The sequence below is a fragment of the Dactylosporangium vinaceum genome (assembly GCF_019904175.1).
Lineage (GTDB): Bacteria > Actinomycetota > Actinomycetes > Mycobacteriales > Micromonosporaceae > Dactylosporangium > Dactylosporangium vinaceum.
In genome coordinates this window covers 7,399,421-7,416,381 of the sequence record NZ_CP061913.1, presented here as the reverse complement: position 1 = coordinate 7,416,381, position 16,961 = coordinate 7,399,421, and the positions used below count along the sequence as shown (strand labels likewise).

The following is a 16,961-nucleotide window of genomic DNA, read 5'->3' as shown; positions in this document are numbered from 1 at the left end:
CCCCGTAGTCAGCGCGGTCGGCGAGCAGGTGAGCCGGTGCCCCTGCTCGCCGGCCCTTTCCTGCGGGCCGGCGCGGCGCTGACCTGGCCCCGCGTGCTGTTCGCGGTGCGCCCGCGCACGATCCCGATCATCTCCTCGACCAGCTCGGAGTGCCCGTCGACCGGCCACGCGAGGGCGACCGCGGACTCCGGCCCGTCGGTGACCGGCTTGTACTTCACGTCCTTGCGGTGATACAGCCGCGCGAGTGACTGCGGCACCACCAGCAGCCCTACCTCGGCCGCGACCCACTCGACGGCCGCCTCGGTCGTCTCCGGCCGCTCGACGCCCGGCGACGCCGGCGAGTCCCAGCTCAGCACGTCGTCGAGGGGGCGCAGCAGCGGCTCCCCGAGCTCGGCGATCTCGGCCAGGGTCAGCTCGTCCGCGGCGTGCAGCACGTGGTCGCGGTGGGCCAGGACAACCGACTGCTCCGTGTACAGCGGGATCGCGTGGTGCTTGTCGCGATCCACCGGCAGCCGCAGCAGTGCCGCGTCGCCGTCGGTGCCGAGGAGCCGCTGAGCGTCGGCGGCCGGCGCCTGGACCAGCTGCAGCGGCACGGCCGGCCGGCGCTCCGCCCAGGTCTGCCGCCAGCGGTCGATGACGATGCCGGGCACGACGAGCAGGCGGAATGTCACGGATCAAAACACTACCGTCTAGCATTGCCGGGTGAGTAAGCCGAAGCAGACCCAGGTGATGAAGCCCGCAACCGCCGCGCAGAAGCTCGACGTGTATCTGCCGGCCACCCCGCGGGAGTTCCAGGACCGCCTGGTGTCCCGCGACGAGCTCGACGAACTGCGGCGCAACCCGCCGCAGTGGCTGGCCGACCTGCGCCGTGACGGCCCGCACCCGCGCAACGTGGTCGCCGCGCGGCTGCGCGTGTCAAACAGCGGCCTGGCCCGCGGCGGGGTGACCGAGGCCCTGACCACCGCAGAGATCGCCGAGCTCAACGCCGACCCGCCGGAGTGGCTGGTCCGCGAGCGCGAGAATCTGGCCGAGGTCAAGCGCGAGCAGCGGCGCCTCCAGGAGCGGGACACCGCGCATTGATGAGCGGTCCCATAATGAGGCCATGATGGTCTCCTGGGACCTGCGCTCGCGTGACCTGCCGCTGCCGGCGACCTCGATCGTGGACGGCGCGCCGGACGCAGCGCCGGTCAGGCTCCGCATCAACGCCGGGCGCAGCGGCTGGTGGACGGTGCGGGTCGCCGTGCCGCTCACCGAAGGCCAGGCTCGGCGCATGCGGCCGTTCGACCGGCTGACCGTCGTCAACGTGGTGCTGTCCTGGATCGGCTTCGCGCTCGTCGCGGGCACGGTGATCTCCGAGCTGACGGGCGGGCCGGTGACGATCACCGGCGCGCTGCCCGTCATCGCCGGGCTCGCGCTGGTAAGCCTCGTGCTCCAGGTCGGGGCGGTGCGCGCGCGGCCGAAGCAGTACCCCCAGGGGCAGTCGGGCCGCGTCGAGGTCCGCGACGTCGACCGGCGCACCGCCCTCGAGTGGCAGCGCATCACCGACGGTGCCGTGGCGGTCGAGCGGTAGGCGGGCCCGTCAGCAGCCCGGGTAGAACATGGACAGGACGGACAGCAGGGCCAGGACCGCCCAGCCCGCCCGCAGCGCCGCCCAGTACGCCGGTGGCGGCTTGACCAGGTACGACAGGCCGAACGCGGCCCCACCGAGCACCAGCTGCGCGATGCCGTAGGTCAGGATGAGCGCGGTGAGCAGCGAGAACCGCCCGCTCGGGTCCAGCGAGGACCCGCAGCCCAGGCCACCGCCGCCGTGCGCGCGCAGTGTCACGAGCACGGCGATGTCGGCGACGAGGTTGCCGGCAATGGCGACCGCGACGCCGAGTCCGGACTGCAGGATGCGAGGCGACATCGCGCCCGATCTTAGGGGATGCGGGTGACGAACGCTGCAGCCGCTCGCAGGTGTGCAGCGCCCGGGTGAGTAAACCGGTGAACTGGGGCCAGGTCGCCGGTCTCCGGAACCCGGGCGAAGCCGCGGTGCAGTGCCCGCAGCACGGCGCCGCCCGCCGGGGTCCCGAAGGAGTAGGGGGAACCCGCGGTTTCCTCGGGGGAAAGCCCCCGGTGCGATTCGGGGGAGTTCCGGATCGTTTTGATCGATGGAAACGCCAAGACTCATCGGCATGACATCCAGGCCGCGGTTCAGCGTCGTCATCCCGTGCTACAACGAGGAGCGTTACCTCACAGACGCGCTCCTCTCGCTGCGAAAACAGGACTTCGACGGCGAGTTCGAGGTCGTGGTCGTCGACAACAACTGCACCGACGACACGGCCGGCGTGGCCCGCGACTTCGGCGCCGTGGTCGTCACCGAGCCGACACCCGGCGTGTGCAACGCCCGGCAGGCGGGCACCCTCGCGGCCCGCGGCGAGATCGTGGTCTCGGCCGACGCGGACACGGTCTACGAGCGCGACTGGCTGAGCCGGATCGACGCCGGGTTCCGCGCCGACGAGCGGATCGTCGCCGTCGTCGGCCCCTGCACCTACGCCGACGGCCCGCGCTGGGGCCGCTACTTCGGCCGCGGCCTGTTCGGCGCCGTCAACGCCGTCTACCGGGTGACCGGGCGGGCCGTCTACGCCAGCGCCACGAACATCGCGTTCCGCCGCGACGCGTGGACCGGCTACGACACCGGCCTCACCCAGGGCGGCGACGAGCTCGACCAGCTGCGCCGGCTGCGCGGGAAGGGCCGGGTCGTCTACGACCACGCCAACCCGACGTTCACCTCGGGCCGGCGCCTGGCCCGCGGCTTCATGTACAACGTGTTCGTGTCGCTCGTCGTGCACTACCTGCTGACCTACACCGTCAACCGGATCACCGGCCGGCGCGTGTTCGGCCAGGCTCCGGCGTTCCGGGAGGACTTCCGATGATCGTGCTCGCCGTCCTGGCCGTGGCCGCCGCGCTCGGCGTGTCCTACTGGCTGCTCATGTCGCCGTTCTCGCCGACGTCGAAGGCGTACCCGTACCAGGCGCCCACCGCTTCGTCCGGCGAGAAGGTCGTCGCGCTGACGTTCGACGACGGCCCGAACGAGCCCTACACCTCGCAGATCCTCGACATCATGGCCGACCACGGCGTCCGCGCGACCTTCTTCCAGGTCGGCGACTGCGTCCAGCGGCACCCCGAGGTCGCCCGGCGCGTGCTCGACGAGGGCCACGTCGTCGGCAACCACTCGCTGAGCCACAGGTTCGGCACCTACCTGCGCCCCCGGGCGTTCGAGCGCGAGGTCGAGCAGACCCAGCGCATCCTCACCGGCGTCGCCGGGCGCACCCCGGCCCTGGCCCGCACCCCGTGGCTGTGGCGGCAGCCGGCCCTGCTGCGCATGCTGCACCGCAACGGCCTCAACCCGGTCGCCGGCGAGTTCGGCCACGCCCTCGAGGTCTTCCAGATCTCCGGCGCCCGGATGGCCCGCCGCGCCATCGCGAAGACCCGCCCCGGCTCGATCCTCATCTTCCACGACGGCTTCGACGGCCACGGCGGCAACCGCGCCGAGACGGTCACCGCCGTGCGCCTCACGGTCGAGGGCCTGCTCGCCCGCGGCTACCGGTTCGTCACCGTGGACGAGCTCCTCGGCGTCCCCGCCTACCTCCAGGTGGCCTGAGCCGGCGCCCGCCCCGCAGCACCGCCGGGAGCGAGGCCGGGCTGTCAGGGGTGTACGCGTCGGACGCAGCGCTTCACGGGCTGAGCTGGTCGCGGATCAGCGCCCGGAGCCCGTCGAGGTCGAGCGTGCCCTGCTCGGAGTACACGGTCAGGGCCGTGACCCGCGGATGGGCCGGCTTGTCGAGCGCGATGACGGCAACCGGCTCGGTGAAGTGCCGGCACGAGTTCGTGCACTCGTAGTAGGGCTGCTCGAACGTGGTCGCCACCCCGAGCGGCGTCGCCACCGTGCCGGTCTGGCGGTCCGCGGGAATGTCGCCGGCCGAGCGGTAGAGCCCGTGGTTGCCGTTGCCGGGCTGGCGGTTGTCCCCGCCGCGCGGCTCACAGTCCACCGCGAACGCCACCATCCGCACCCACTTGCCGCGCCCGAGGTCCAACCGGATGTCGAGGCCGGGGCACAGGTCCGGTGACGACACCTTCGTCGCCAGCTGCTGCCCGGCACCGAGGTGGACGTGGAACCGGACCGCCTCCTCGACGGCCGCCACCGTTGGCGAGCTCAACGGCTCCGGCGCCGGGTCGAGCGCCCGGCAGCCGGCCAGCGCCGGCACCGCCATGGCGACGAGCATCAAGGGTTTGCGCATCATGCAGTCTGCGACGCCGGCCCGGCCCCGCCCGTTCCCGGCTGTCGGGTTTCCGCCCGGTGCCGGTCGATGGTCGGCACGTACGCCGCCCCGCGCCGCCCGGCCACCGCGCCCGCTCCCCGGCCGTCAGCACGGTCGCCGGCCGCAGCCCGTCGTCGGGGCGGGCCGCCGGCCGAGGTGGCCGGCGACCCGCCGCAGGGGGTCAGCTGTTCGGGCAGGTGGTGCGGAACTCCTGGATCGCCGAGCCGGTCGGGGCGGGGCAGAGGAACTGCTCGTAGCGGGTGTCGTTGTCGATGAAGCGCTTCAGCCACGAGATGCTGTACTTCGCGACAGTCACGTTCGTCGAGGTCGGGGCGGAGTGGCCGGCGTTGTTCAGCTCCAGGTAGGCCTTGTCCGGGGCGGACGTCAGGCTGGTGTAGAACGGCTCGGCGTGGGAGGCGACCGGGGCGGTGGTGTCGTTCTCGGCGCCGATGATGAACGTGGGGACGCGGACCGTCGACCAGTTCTTCACGGTGTTCCACGGGGTCATCGGGATCGCCGCCTGCAGCGACGGGCGGCTGGCCGCGGCGGCCAGGCTGCCGCCGCCGCCCATGGAGTGGCCCATGACGCCCAGGCGGGTGGCGTCGACGCGGGTGCGGACCGCGCTGGAGCCGGTCAGGTAGTCCAGGGCGGCCAGGAGCTGGCGGCCGCGGCTGGCCGGGTCGTCGAGCGTGGACAGGGTGTCGATGGTGATGACGACGAAGCCCTGCGAGGCCAGGCGCGGGCCTAGCCAGGAGACGCTCGACTGGCTGGCGGTGAAGCCGGGCGAGATGGCGATGCCGCCCCAGGTGCCCTCGGCGGTGCTCGTCGGGTAGTAGATGGTGCCGCCGCCGAAGCCGGTGACCGCGCTGCGGGCGACGGTGGTCTGGGCGAACGCGAAGGGGCCGCGGGCGGCCTCGATGCTCGCGGTGGTCGGGGCGGGGCCGCGCTCGTAGGGGTTGGCGGCGAAGACCGGCGCGGCGGCGGCGCTCTGGCCGGCGAAGAGCAGCACCAGTCCGAGGGCGGCGACGGACAGGCGTCTGAGCATGGGCATGGCGGGGTCCCCTCACATGGACGCAAGTGAATGCGGACCCAGTCTCCGGACCGGTGCTACCGGCCGGTAATCCCGCCCGACCACGGAGCCCGGAAATATGTCAGACCCTCCGGGTAGTCTGCGGGCATGTTCGACGAGGAGCATTCGGCGGAGGTTGTGGCGGCGAGCTTTGCCGGGACCCCGGACCCACGGCTCCGGGAGATCCTCACCGCGCTCGTGCGGCACACGCACGCGTTCGTGAAGGACGTCGGGCTCACCGGCGAGGAGTGGGCGGCCGGGGTCCGGTTCCTGACCGCGACCGGGCACACGTGCGACGACGTCCGGCAGGAGTTCATCCTGCTGTCCGACGTCCTCGGCGTGTCCATGCTCGTCGAGACGATCGGCAACCGGGCCGTCGGCGGCAGCACCGAGTCCACCGTGGAGGGGCCCTTCCACCAGGTCGCGTCGCCGGTCCGGGCGCTCGGCGACTCGATCGACCTGGTCGGCGACGGCGAGCCGTGCCTGGTGACCGGGCAGGTGCACGACGGTGACGGCGGGCCCGTGCCGGGTGCGGCCGTCGACGTGTGGCAGGCCGACGCCGAGGGCTTCTACGATGTGCAGCGGCCCGGGGAGGTGCCGCCGCGCAATCTCCGGGGGTTGTTCACGGCCGATGCCGAGGGGCGGTTCTGGTTCCGGACCGTGGTGCCGCGCTTCTACCCGATCCCGACCGACGGGCCGGTGGGCGAGCTGCTGAGGGCGGCGGGCCGGCATCCGTATCGCGCGGCGCACATCCACGTGCAGGTCTCGGCGCCCGGGGTGCGCACGCTCACCACGCACCTGTTCGTCGACGGCTCACCGTATCTGGACTCCGACGCCGTCTTCGGAGTCAAGGAGAGCCTCGTGCGGGAGTTCGTGACCGTCGACGATCCCCGGCGGGCCGAGCGTCACGGGATGCCGAACCCCTTCCGGCACGTCGACTTCCCGATCGTCGTGCGCCGGGACGGGGGTGGTTGACTCGTCGGCCTTCACCAGCGCGATGCCGGCCAACACGACGAGGCCGCCGGCGAGCTGCCACGGGCCCGGGCGCTGACCCAGCGCGAGCCACGCGAAGAGGATCGCGAAGAGCACCTCGAGCAGGCCCGTGAACGAGGCGACCTTGGCGCCGAGCAGCCGCGAGGCCATGATGCTCGTCGCGTAGGCCAGCGCACCGGCCACGACGGACAGTCCGGCGATCGGCAGCCACCACGGCACCGGGCGGTCCAGCAGCGTCACGTCGGCGGTGCTGGTGCCCCACGGCAGCAGCCCGAGCACGTCGAACGCCGCGAGCCCGGCCGCGCCGACCACCATGCCGGACCAGGCGAGCGCGATCGGCGGCAGCGCGCCCTCACCGCGGGCCGCCATGACGAAGTACCCGGCCAGGCCCGTGCCGGCCAGGATGCCCCACACGACGCCGAGCGGATCGAGGCCGCCGCCGCCCGGGTTCAGCACGAGCACGAGCCCGCCCAGCGCCGCCGCACCACCGGCGATCGTGAGCCGGCGGGGCCGCTGGGCGTGGCGGAGCCAGGCCCAGAGGACCACAAGCAGGATGCCGCTGTACTCCAGCAGCAGCGCGACCCCGATATCGAGACGCTGCACCGCATTGAAGTAGAAGAGCTGGCAGCCCGCCACCGCCACCGCGCCGAACGAGAGCACCTGACCCCACGCGGCGCGCAGCAGCCGGAAGCGGCCCCGCAGCGACCGCAGGGCGAAAGGGGTGAGCACCAGCGCGGCGATCGCGACCCGCACCGTGACCAGGGCACCCGGCGTCCAGCCGGTCGCCATCAGCGCGTCGGCGAACGCGCCGGACGTGCCGAACATGGCCGAGGCGAGCACGGCGATAGCGAGACCCGTCACTCCCTTCAGTCTTTCGTCATGAGTGAACCGCGTTATGCTCATGACAGCAACGTAGGCCCTCGCCGCGTAAGGAGTCAAGAAGATTTTTGCTCATGACACCGAGGCTGCGCTGAACGCCACGGCCGCCCTCGTGAACACCGACGCCGCCGAAGACGGCGAACTGCTGCCCGATGTCGCCGCGCTCGACGCGTTCGTCGAGCGGGAGGGGTACACCGGAAACAGGCGTCATGACCAGGCCGAACTCGACGCTGTGCGGGCGCTTCGGCCCCGGCTGCGGGCCCTGTGGGGCGCCGACGAGGACGAGGCCGTCGACCTGGTCAACGCGATGCTGCGCGAGGGGCGGGCGCTGCCGCAGCTCATGCGCCACGACGGCTGGGACTACCACCTCCACGCGACGGGCGACGATGCCGGGCTCGACGTGCGGCTCATGGTCGAGTTCGCGATGGCGATGGTCGACGTGATCCGCATGAAAGAGCTCGACCGGCTGCGCATCTGCGCCGCTCCCGACTGCGACGACGTGCTCGTCGACCTCTCCAAGAACCGCTCGCGCCGCTTCTGCCTGCAGGGCTGCGGCAACCGGCAGAACGTCGCCGCCTACCGCGCCCGCAAGGCCGCCTCGTCCGGCACCGCCTCGTCCGGCACCCCCTCCCCGGGAGCCGCCGCCGGCGGGGCCGCGTAGCGGCGCAGCTGCAGGGCGACGACCGAGGCGATGACGAGGACGCCGCCGACCAGCTGCAGCCGCGTGAGGGATTCACCGAGCGTCAGCGCGGCCAGGGCGGTGGTGACGACGGGCTCGAACGTCGACAGGATCGCCGCCGCCGACGGGCCGGTGCGCCGCAGGCCGGCGAAGAAGGTCAGCGCGGCCACCACGGTGGAGACGACCGCGATGCAGGCCAGCCACGCCCACGCCACCGGCCGGAAGCTCAGGTCGACGCCGCCCCGGCCCGCCGCGAGCAGGCCGAGCGTGCCCGCAGCGCCGGTCATCACCAGCGTGGTCAGCAGCACCGGGTCGAGCCGGTGCACGACCCGGTCGGAGACCAGGATGTAGACGGTGTAGACGATCGCGGAGCCGAAGCCGAGCAGCGCGCCGGCCGGGGTGAAGGTGCCGCCGCCCGCGCCGAGCAGGACGAGCAGCGTGCCGGCCGACGCGGCGGCGAGGGCGGCCGCGCGCAGCGGGCTGAACCGGTCCCGGCCCAGCAGCACCGCGGCGACCGTGACCATGACCGGGAACGTGTACAGCAGCAGCGACAGCGGCGCGGCGTCCATCCGCTGCAGCGCGAGGAAGAACAGGCTCGCCTGGGCCGCGTACCCGATCGCCCCGAGCCCCACGGCGGTGGCCAGGTCCCGCCGGGCGGGTCGGGGGCGCCCCCTCGGGCGGGCCCACAGGATGAGGCCGAGGATCGCCGCGGCCAGGGCGAACCGGACCAGCAGCAGCGCGTCGGGCGAGACACCGGCGTCGTACGCGAGCTTGCCGAAGATGGCGAGGCTGCCGAAGCACGCCGCCGAGAGCAACACCAGGACCGGACCCATGCCATGAGCATCGGGCACCGCAGTCATCAGGACCAGCGACGATTCGTGGAGCTGATTCGTTAGGATTCCCGCATGGTCACGCTCGACCTGCGGCGGCTGCGGTTCCTGCGGGAGTTCGAGGAGCGCGGCACCCTCGCCGCCGTCGCCGCCGCCCTCGGCTACAGCCCGTCGACCGTCTCCCAGCAGCTCGGCCTGCTGGAGAAGGACGTCGGCATCCGCCTGCTGGAGAAGGCCGGGCGGGGCGTGCGGCTCAACGACGCCGGCCGCCTCCTGGCCCAGCACGCCCGCGTCCTGCTCTCGGCGGCCGAGGCGGCGGAGACCGACCTGGCCGCCCTCGGCGGCGCCGTCCGCGGCACCGTGCGCGCCGGGGGCCTGCAGTCCGCGGCCCGCCGCCTGCTCGTGCCCGCCTTGGCCCGGATGCGCGGCGAGCACCCGCACGTGCGCGTCGAGATCTTCGAGCTCGAGCTGGAACAGGCCCTGCCCGGGCTGCGGCTGGGCGCGGTGGACCTGGTCGTCGGCGACGAGTACGACGGGCATCCGCGGCCGCGGCCGGCCGGGATGCGCTTCACCGTCCTGCTCGAGGAGCCGCTGCGGATCGTCCTGCCGGTCGCGCACCCCCTGGCCGGCGCGGGCGGCCCGGTCGCCATCGGCGCGCTGCGCGCCGACGTGTGGACCGCCTCCGCCGAGGGCACCGGCCACCACGCGATGGTGGTCGGCACCTGCCGCGCGCTCGGCGGCTACGAGCCCGACCTGCGCCACCGCTCCAGCGACTCCGACGTGCAGCTCGAACTCGTCCGGGCCGGGGCCGCCGTCGCCCTGCTGCCACCCCTGGCCCTCCCGGCCGGCGACCCCGCGATCGCCGTGCGCGACCTCGCCGCCCCCGGCCTGCGCCGCCGCCTGGTCGTCGTCACCCGCGACACCCCGCCCGCCCCCGCCCTGACCGCCTTCCTGACCGCCGTCTCCCGCGCCGCCGCCCCCTACGGAGGCACCGGGTGAGGTCCCCGCGCCGCTGCGGCTTCACCCGGCGCACCGCGGGCGGCCTCGTCGGCTGACGGATTTCCGACCGCGGTGCGTTTCTCGCCGGAACCCCGGTCGCCATTGCCGTCCATCAGTACCCTGGTCGACTGTGACGCCAGCCGACCGGTCCGCGAACGCCGTCCGCGACGATCAGCGGGCCGTGCGGGCCACGCTCCAGGCGCCCCTCGGCCGTCTCGCCTCGCAGCAGTCGCTGCACGGCCGGAGCGACCTCATCGAGCGGCTCTGGGCGGCCGTGCTCGATACCGGCGGCGACCGGGTCCACCTCCTGCACGGCCTGAGCGGCAGCGGCAAGACCGCCGTAGCGCTCACCGTCGCCGGCCGAGCGGACGCGGCCGGGCTCGACGTCTGGTGGGTGCGCGCCGACGACGCGCTGACCCTGCAGGAGCACATGCGGGCCCTCGGCAAGGAGGTCGGGGTCTCCGAGACCGACTCGCCGCACAGCCTGTGGAAGGCGCTGAACGCCCGCCGCGACGACCGGTGGCTGCTCGTCATCGACAATGCCGACGACCACGAGGTGCTGGCGGCCGGCACCGGACGGCTCGCCGACGGGTGCGGGTGGGTGCAGCCGTGCCGCAGCGGGCACGGGACAGTGCTGGTCCTGAGCCGCTACCTCGACGAGCAGGCCCCCGTCGGCTGGTGGCGGGCGCATCCCGTCGGGCGCCTCGACCGGGCGGCGGGCATCGAGACACTCGCCGACCACGTCGAGGTCGACACCGAGCTCGACGCGGCCGGGCAGCTGGTGGACCGCCTGGGCGGCCTGCCCCTGGCGCTGCGGCTGGCGGGCGCGCTGCTGCACCAGGCCCGGCGGCAGGCCCTTGCCGAGCGCCGACCACCGCCGACGATCGCCGACTACCTGGCCGACATCGGCGCCCGGCTGCGGCTCGAGGACCCGCCGGACTCACCGGGCGTCCGGGTGTACATCGACCGGCCGTGGAGCGTCGCGATCGAGTTCCTGGAGCGCCACGCCCCGCCGCTGACCGTGCCGCTGCTGCGGCTGCTCGCCCACCTCGGGCCGGGCCCGGTCCCGGTCGGCGACATCCTGAGCCCGGCGGCCCTGGACCGGATCGGCCTCCACGGCGAGCAACTGCTGGACGCGCTCGATGCGCTCAAGGCCATGTCCCTCGTGGACGACGACTGCCGGCCGGCGCTGCACCCGCTCGTGCGCGACACCACGGCGCGCCGGTTCCCGCCGTCCGCCGCGGACGCCGCCGACCTCGTGAGCCTGGTGCGGCACTGCCGGACGCTGAGCGACCGGCCGGACGACACGCCGACCCCGGAGGACGTCAACGTCTGGCCGGACTGGCTGCTGCTGACCCCGCACGCGATGCGGGTGGTCGACCTGCTCCTCGACGAGTGGCCCGGGCAGCCGGCCGGCGTGGTCCGCGACGCCTGCTACGCCGCTGACTACGTGGTCCGGTCGATCCAGGCCCGCGGGCTGTACGACACCGCCGACGCGGCGCTGGCCCGCATCGAGGCGCTCGCCGTGCGTGACCTCGGCCCGGACGACTTCGAGACGCTGCGCTGCCGGCACATCCGGGCGATCGTGCTGCACGCCCGGGGTCAGATCGCCGAGGCGTACGCCGCCTACGACGAGATCTACCGGGCCCGGGAGCGGCTGTTCGGCGCCGACAACCCCGAGACGGTCCGCAGCCGCCACTACCGGGCCATGACCCTGCACACGCTGGGCCGCCACGACGAGGCCCGGGCCGAGTACGAGGCGGTGCTGGCCGACCGGGTCCGCATCGCCGGCCCGGATCAGCGGCACACGCTTGCCACCGAGCACAACATCGCCCGGCTGCTGCACGACACCGGGCGGCTGGGCGAGGCGGAGGTGCGGTACCGGGACCTGCTGGCCCGTCAGAGCCGGCTGATGGGCCCGGACTACCGGCACACGCTCGCGACCCGCCACAATCTGGCCCTGTGCCTGCACGCGCAGGGCCGGCTGGAGGCGGCCGAGCACGAGTACCGCCAGGTCCTCGACATCGAGCTGGAGCTGCTCGGCCCGCGCCACCCGGAGACCCTGCTGACCCGGGCCAACCTCCTGCTGCTGCAGTCGGCGTGCGGCCGCGGCGACGAGGCGGCGCTTGACGAGGTGTACCGGCAGCAGTGCGAGGTCCTGGGCCGGGAGCACCACGAGACCCGGGCCACCCGGTCCCGGCAGACGAACCGCGGCACCCGGCCGGGTCCGCTGTGAGCGGGGCCGTGGCGGTGGGGGTGCCGCTGGTCTCGGCCGTGGTCGCCGCGGTGACCGCGCTCGTCACCCAGTCCCTGATCCGCCGCCGCGACGACGTGCGCTGGGAACGCGAACGGGCGGAGCGGCGCGAGCAGTGGGCCCGCGAGGACGCCGCCCGCTGGCTGGCCGACCGGCGCAGCGCCTACGCGGACCTGCTGACGGCCCGGCACGAGCACGACACGCTCGCGGCCGCGCTGCAAAGCGTGGGCCGGCCGGGCGACGCCGACCGGGCCCGCCTGCGTGAGCTGGCCGCCGCGGCCAACCGGGCGGCACAGGCGGTCCTGCTCATCGCCCCGCCACCGGTCACCGCAGCCGTCACGGCGGGGGACCCGGTGGCGCTGCTGACCGCGATGCGGGACGACCTCGGTGTGGCGCCGCAGGCGAGGACGGCCCGGGGGTAGGCCGCGGGTCAGCGCGTGAAGGTGCCCACCCAGCGCAGGACGGGCGGCTCCTCGCCGTCGGGGACGAGGTCGACGCGGACCTCGGTCAGGGGGTCGGCGGCGAACCCGGCGATCTCGGCGCGGGTGAGGGGCCACGGCATGCGGCCCGGGTCCTCGTCGTCGTGGCGGGCCCGGGCCAGGACCAGCAGTGTGCCTCCGGGAGCGACGAGGGACGCGACCGCGGCCGTGGCTTCGGTGCGCAGGGTGCCCTGGAGGACCTGGACGGTGTAGACCTCGACCACCAGATCGAACGCGCCACGCCAGGCGGGCGGGAGGTCCAGCAGGTCGGCGGTCGCGTAGGTGACCGCGGAGTTGCGGAAGCGGCGGCGGGCGGCGCTGACGGCGGTCGGGGCGATGTCGAAGGCGGTCACGTCGAAGCCCAGGCCGGCCAGGTGCTCGGCGTCGTCGCCGTAGCCGCAGCCGACCACCGCGGCCCGGCCCGGGCCCCGGACTCCCGTGCGCCCGGTCCAGGCGGTCAGGAGCGGGTTGGGCTCCAGATCGGCCCAGGGGACGGTGGCGGTGCCGGCCTCGGCCTGGGCGTACAGGGTCTCGAACCAGGTGGTCGAGCGGCCGTCGCCGGCAAGTTGGCGGGCCTGGGCGCGGAGGTCTGGCGTCATGGCGCCGACAGTAGCAAACCGTACGTACGTCTTGGTAGAGCGCCGTCAGGCTTCAATTGGCCGGTCGGGCTACAGGGGCAGGCCGGCGTAGTTCTCGGCCAGGCCGGTGGCGCCGGCTCGGCTGGAGGTGACCCAGCGGAGCTGGGAGAGCTGGAGCTGGGCGTCGAACGGGTCGGACGTGGCGTGCAGCATCGTCGTCATCCACCACGAGAAGTGGGTGCAGCGCCAGACCCGGGCCAGGGCGTCGTCCGAGTAGCGGTCGGCCCGGGCCGGGTCGTTGCCGCGCAGCAGGGCGGTCAGGGCCGGGGCCAGCCGGGCCACGTCGGCGACGGCCAGGTTGAGGCCCTTCGCACCGGTCGGGGGGACGATGTGGGCGGCGTCGCCGGCCAGGAAGAGGCGGCCGTGGCGCATCGGGGTCTGCACGAGGCTGCGCATCGGCAGGACCGACTTCTCCGTGATCGGGCCGGGGGTCAGGGTCCAGCCGTCCTGGCCGTGGCCGAGGCGCTTGGCGAGCTCGGACCAGACGCGCTCGTCCGGCCACGTCTGCGGGTCGGTGCCGTTGGGGACCTGGAGGTACAGGCGGGAGACCGTGGGGGAGCGCATCGAGTGCAGGGCGAAGCCGTCGGGGTGCCAGGCGTAGATGAGCTCGTCCGTCGACGGGGCGACGTCGGCCAGGACGCCGAGCCAGGAGTACGGGTAGGTGCGCTCGTAGACCTGGCGGGCGGACTGGGGCACGGCGGCGCGGCTCGGGCCGAAGGAGCCGTCACAGCCCGCGATGACCGCGGCGTCCAGGCGCCGGCCGACGCCGTCGCGGTCGGTGTACGTGACGTACGGGTGGTCGGTGGTCAGATCGTGCAGGGCCGTGTCCGTGACCTCGTACACGACCGGGCCGCCGTGCGCGCGCACGAGGTCCTTCTGCACCTCGGTCTGGCCGTACACCCACACACTGCGGCCGGTCAGGTCGACGAAGTCCAGGTGGTGGCGCCCGCCCGGCCACTGCAGGTACACGCCGCGGTGCTCGTGGCCCTCCGCCCGGAGACGGTCGCCCAGCCCGGCCGCGGTGAGCACGTCGACGCTCGACTGTTCCAGGATGCCGGCCCGGACGCGCGACGCCACGTACTCCTGCGAGCGCGTCTCCACCACCACCGACTCGATGCCGGCGCGGGTCAGCAGGTGGGCCAGCAGCAGCCCGGCCGGGCCCGCGCCGACGATCGCGACCTCGGTTCGCATGACCATCAGCCAACCGTGCGCCGTGCACTGTCACAAGCCCCGCGTTCCGTCCAGCGGAAGGGAGCTGTCGCGCCGGGCGGGGCCGTGTGCTTACCGTGCCAGGGTGAACACCGTGCCGACGCAGGCCGACATCGACGCCGAGATCGCCGCCGCCCGACTGACCGGGCCCGGCCGGCAGCCACTGCTGGACTATCCGCCGTACCGCAGCACGCTGCTGCGCCACCCGAGTCGCCCGCCGCTCGCCGTGGACCCGGAGGGTGTGGAGCTGTGGGCGCCGGCGTTCGGAGCCCGCGACGTCGCCGAGCACGAGAGCGACCTGACGGCGCAGCACGCCGGGGAGCCGCTGGGGGAGCGCATCGTCGTGACCGGGAAGGTGCTCGACGGCGCCGGCCGCCCGGTCGCGCACCAGCTCGTCGAGGTGTGGCAGGCGAACGCGGCCGGCCGGTACCGCCACCAGCGTGACAGGCACCCGGCCCCGCACGACCCGAACTTCACGGGCCAGGGCCGCTGCATCACCGGCGCGGACGGCGGCTACCGGTTCGTCACGGTCAAGCCGGGAGCGTACCCGTGGCGCAATCACCGCAACGCCTGGCGACCGGCGCACATCCACTTCTCCGTGTTCGGCACGGTGTTCACCCAGCGGCTGGTGACGCAGATGTACTTCCCGGGCGATCCGCTGTTCGACCGGGACCCGATTCTCCAGTCGGTCACCGATCCGCGGGCCCGGGAGCGGCTGGTCGCCGTGTACGACCACGACCTGAACACGCCCGAGTGGAGCCTGGGTTACCGCTGGGACATCGTGCTCACCGGCGTGCACAGCACACTGTTCGAGTCGGCGGAGGAAGGCGCGTGACCGAGCCGACACCCGGGCAGACCGTCGGGCCGTTCTTCCACCTGGGACTGCCCTTTCCCGGCGACAGTGCACTCGTGCCGGCCGGGCATCCGCTGGCCGTACACCTGCGAGGGTTCGTGCTCGACGGCGCGGGCGATCCCGTGCCGGATGCGCTCGTCGAGCTGTGGCAGGCCGGTCCGGACGGCGCGACCGTGCGCGAGACCGGGTCATTGCACAGGGACGGCTGGACGTTCACGGGCTGGGGCCGGGCCGGCACGGACGCGACCGGGCGATACACGTTCAGCACCCTCGTACCCGGTGGGCCGGTGCCGTTCTTCGCCCTGGTGGTGTTCGCCCGCGGCCTCACCGACCGGCTCTTCACCCGGGCCTACCTCCCCGATGCGGTGCTGCCGCCCGGGATCCCGGAGTCGCTGCGCGCCGTCGCCGAGCCGCGAGGGTTCCGGTTCGACATCCGGCTGCAGGGGGAGAATGAGACGGTGTTCCTGAACTTCCACAAGCACAAGCCATGACTGCCCTCGTGTGTACCGCAGCCGAAGCCGTCGATGCCGTGCAGCACGGTGACACCGTGCTGGTGGGCGGGTTCGGGATGGCCGGCATGCCGGTCGAGCTCATCGACGCGCTCATCGCGCACGGCGCGGGCGAGCTGACAGTCGTGTCGAACAACGCCGGGAACGGGCACACCGGCCTGGCCGCGCTGCTCGCCGCGGGCCGGGTCCGCAAGGTGATCTGCTCCTTCCCGCGCCAGGCCGACTCGTGGGTGTTCGACGAGCTGTACCGGGCCGGGAAGATCGAGCTGGAGGTCGTGCCGCAGGGCACGCTCGCCGAACGCATGCGCGCGGCCGGCGCCGGGATCGGGGCGTTCTACTGCCCGACCGGGGTCGGCACGCCGCTGGCCGAGGGCAAGGAGACGAGGGTCATCGACGGGCGCACGTACGTCCTGGAGTTCCCGATCCGCGGCGACGTCGCCCTGATCCGGGCGCACACGGGCGATCGCATGGGCAACCTGGTCTACCGCAAGACCGCCCGCAACTTCGGCCCGGTCATGGCCGCCGCGGCCGCGCTCACGATCGCCGAGGTCCGGCACATCGTCGAGCCCGGCGCGATCGACCCGGAGACGGTCGTCACGCCGGGCATCTACGTGGACCGGCTGGTGGCGGTATGACGCTGTCCAAGGCCGAGATGGCCCGGCTGGTGGCCCGGGACATCCCCGACGGCTCGTACGTGAACCTAGGCATCGGCCAGCCGACGACCGTCGCCGCGTATCTGGCGCCGGAGCGCGAGATCGTGCTGCACACCGAGAACGGCATGCTGGGCATGGGGCCGCCCCCGGCCGACCCCGCCGAGCAGGACCCGGACCTCATCAACGCCGGGAAGCAGCCGGTCACCGAGCTGCCCGGCGCCGCCTATTTCCACCACGCCGACTCGTTCGCGATGATGCGCGGTGGCCACCTCGACGTGTGCGTGCTCGGCGCGTTCCAGGTGTCCGCCCACGGCGACCTGGCCAACTGGCACACCGGCGAGCCGGGAGCGATCCCAGCCGTCGGCGGCGCCATGGACCTGGCGATCGGGGCGAAGCAGGTGTTCGTGATGATGACCCTGTTCGCCCGGGACGGCACACCGAAGCTGGTGCCGGCGTGCACGTATCCGCTGACCGGGCTGGCCTGCGTGAGCCGGGTGTACACCGAGCACGCCGTGTTTCACCTCGGCCCGGACGGTGTGCGGGTGGCCGAGACGTTCGGCACGACAGTGGAGGAGCTGCGCACACGGCTGGCCGTGCCGCTCGACGCTCTCTGACC

The 16,961-nt window shown here is 73.6% G+C and carries 20 protein-coding genes and 1 pseudogene; 13 read left to right on the top strand and 8 right to left on the bottom strand.

The features are described from left to right. Positions 1-8 precede the first annotated feature (8 nt). Positions 9-671, bottom strand: a complete 663-nt coding sequence (locus Dvina_RS33225) for a LysR family transcriptional regulator substrate-binding protein (RefSeq protein WP_223093238.1) — start codon at positions 669-671, stop codon at positions 9-11. A gap of 31 nt (positions 672-702) precedes the next feature. Here Dvina_RS33225 and Dvina_RS33220 point away from each other — a divergent pair, with 31 nt between their 5' ends. Next, the gene (locus Dvina_RS33220; RefSeq protein WP_246655479.1) at positions 703-1,080 is read left to right on the top strand and encodes a DUF5997 family protein; all 378 of its coding nucleotides are present in this window, start codon (positions 703-705) and stop codon (positions 1,078-1,080) included. 22 nt (positions 1,081-1,102) lie between these two features. Next, a complete protein-coding gene (locus Dvina_RS33215; protein WP_223093237.1) occupies positions 1,103-1,570 on the top strand; it encodes a hypothetical protein in 468 nt (155 codons plus the stop codon). Positions 1,571-1,579: 9 nt separating this feature from the next. Here the strand turns inward: Dvina_RS33215 and Dvina_RS33210 are convergent, their stop codons facing one another. After that, entirely contained in the window at positions 1,580-1,906 is a 327-nt protein-coding gene (locus Dvina_RS33210; RefSeq protein WP_223093236.1) for a hypothetical protein, read from the bottom strand. Positions 1,907-2,174: 268 nt separating this feature from the next. On the opposite strand from Dvina_RS33210, the gene Dvina_RS33205 reads away from it, so the two are divergent. Both Dvina_RS33205 and Dvina_RS33200 read left to right on the top strand, forming a co-directional pair. Beyond that, positions 2,175-2,915, top strand: a complete 741-nt coding sequence (locus tag Dvina_RS33205) for a glycosyltransferase family 2 protein (protein WP_223093235.1) — start codon at positions 2,175-2,177, stop codon at positions 2,913-2,915. After that, positions 2,912-3,643, top strand: a complete 732-nt coding sequence (locus Dvina_RS33200) for a polysaccharide deacetylase family protein (RefSeq protein WP_223093234.1) — start codon at positions 2,912-2,914, stop codon at positions 3,641-3,643. The genes Dvina_RS33205 and Dvina_RS33200 overlap by 4 nt, the downstream gene beginning before the upstream one ends. Before the next feature lie 73 nt (positions 3,644-3,716). On the opposite strand, the gene Dvina_RS33195 is transcribed toward Dvina_RS33200, so the two are convergent. After that, positions 3,717-4,283 (bottom strand): hypothetical protein, encoded by a 567-nt coding sequence (locus tag Dvina_RS33195; protein ID WP_223093233.1) that lies wholly within the window; start codon positions 4,281-4,283, stop codon positions 3,717-3,719. 199 nt (positions 4,284-4,482) lie between these two features. Next, positions 4,483-5,352: a poly(ethylene terephthalate) hydrolase family protein gene (locus Dvina_RS33190; RefSeq protein WP_223093232.1), complete on the bottom strand. Its 870-nt coding sequence runs from the start codon at positions 5,350-5,352 to the stop codon at positions 4,483-4,485. Positions 5,353-5,478: 126 nt separating this feature from the next. Between Dvina_RS33190 and Dvina_RS33185 the strand changes: the two are divergent. Continuing rightward, positions 5,479-6,261 (top strand): annotated as a pseudogene (locus Dvina_RS33185) (dioxygenase family protein); the annotation flags it as partial. On the opposite strand, the gene Dvina_RS54665 reads toward Dvina_RS33185, so the two are convergent. Beyond that, on the bottom strand, positions 6,184-7,224 hold the full coding sequence (locus Dvina_RS54665; protein ID WP_246655478.1) for an EamA family transporter: 1,041 nt from the start codon (positions 7,222-7,224) through the stop codon (positions 6,184-6,186). The pseudogene Dvina_RS33185 and the gene Dvina_RS54665 sit on opposite strands and share 78 nt — an antisense overlap. Positions 7,225-7,354: 130 nt before the next feature. On the opposite strand from Dvina_RS54665, the gene Dvina_RS33180 reads away from it, so the two are divergent. Further along, on the top strand, positions 7,355-7,903 hold the full coding sequence (locus tag Dvina_RS33180) for a CGNR zinc finger domain-containing protein (RefSeq protein WP_246655477.1): 549 nt from the start codon (positions 7,355-7,357) through the stop codon (positions 7,901-7,903). Here Dvina_RS33180 and Dvina_RS33175 read toward each other — a convergent pair. Beyond that, positions 7,819-8,754 (bottom strand): DMT family transporter, encoded by a 936-nt coding sequence (locus Dvina_RS33175; protein ID WP_223093230.1) that lies wholly within the window; start codon positions 8,752-8,754, stop codon positions 7,819-7,821. The genes Dvina_RS33180 and Dvina_RS33175 overlap by 85 nt on opposite strands. Positions 8,755-8,826: 72 nt before the next feature. On the opposite strand from Dvina_RS33175, the gene Dvina_RS33170 reads away from it, so the two are divergent. The 3 genes from Dvina_RS33170 (at position 8,827) to Dvina_RS33160 (ending at position 12,426) form a co-directional block, all read left to right on the top strand. Continuing rightward, positions 8,827-9,750, top strand: a complete 924-nt coding sequence (locus Dvina_RS33170; RefSeq protein WP_223093229.1) for a LysR family transcriptional regulator — start codon at positions 8,827-8,829, stop codon at positions 9,748-9,750. Between the two features lie 130 nt (positions 9,751-9,880). After that, the gene (locus tag Dvina_RS33165; RefSeq protein ID WP_223093228.1) at positions 9,881-11,986 is read left to right on the top strand and encodes a tetratricopeptide repeat protein; all 2,106 of its coding nucleotides are present in this window, start codon (positions 9,881-9,883) and stop codon (positions 11,984-11,986) included. Next, the gene (locus Dvina_RS33160; protein WP_223093227.1) at positions 11,983-12,426 is read left to right on the top strand and encodes a hypothetical protein; all 444 of its coding nucleotides are present in this window, start codon (positions 11,983-11,985) and stop codon (positions 12,424-12,426) included. The genes Dvina_RS33165 and Dvina_RS33160 overlap by 4 nt, the downstream gene beginning before the upstream one ends. An 8-nt stretch (positions 12,427-12,434) precedes the next feature. Here Dvina_RS33160 and Dvina_RS33155 read toward each other — a convergent pair whose 3' ends face one another. Beyond that, positions 12,435-13,082 carry a class I SAM-dependent methyltransferase gene (locus Dvina_RS33155; protein ID WP_223093226.1) on the bottom strand — a complete coding sequence of 216 codons (648 nt, stop codon included), beginning with the start codon at positions 13,080-13,082 and terminating at the stop codon, positions 12,435-12,437. Between the two features lie 69 nt (positions 13,083-13,151). Continuing rightward, entirely contained in the window at positions 13,152-14,318 is a 1,167-nt protein-coding gene (locus Dvina_RS33150; RefSeq protein ID WP_246655476.1) for a 4-hydroxybenzoate 3-monooxygenase, read from the bottom strand. 97 nt (positions 14,319-14,415) lie between these two features. Between Dvina_RS33150 and pcaH the strand changes: the two genes are divergently transcribed. Genes pcaH through Dvina_RS33130 form a run of 4 tightly spaced genes read left to right on the top strand, consistent with a single transcriptional unit; the run spans position 14,416 to position 16,959 of the window. Continuing rightward, complete coding sequence (pcaH, locus tag Dvina_RS33145; protein ID WP_343217038.1) at positions 14,416-15,165, top strand: protocatechuate 3,4-dioxygenase subunit beta; 750 nt, start codon at positions 14,416-14,418, stop codon at positions 15,163-15,165. Further along, complete coding sequence (pcaG, locus tag Dvina_RS33140) at positions 15,162-15,674, top strand: protocatechuate 3,4-dioxygenase subunit alpha (protein WP_223093225.1); 513 nt, start codon at positions 15,162-15,164, stop codon at positions 15,672-15,674. The genes pcaH and pcaG overlap by 4 nt, the downstream gene beginning before the upstream one ends. Next, positions 15,671-16,327 carry a 3-oxoacid CoA-transferase subunit A gene (locus Dvina_RS33135; protein WP_223093224.1) on the top strand — a complete coding sequence of 219 codons (657 nt, stop codon included), beginning with the start codon at positions 15,671-15,673 and terminating at the stop codon, positions 16,325-16,327. Before pcaG ends, Dvina_RS33135 begins: the two co-directional genes overlap by 4 nt. After that, complete coding sequence (locus Dvina_RS33130; protein WP_223093223.1) at positions 16,324-16,959, top strand: 3-oxoacid CoA-transferase subunit B; 636 nt, start codon at positions 16,324-16,326, stop codon at positions 16,957-16,959. Before Dvina_RS33135 ends, Dvina_RS33130 begins: the two co-directional genes overlap by 4 nt. Positions 16,960-16,961: the final 2 nt, after the last annotated feature.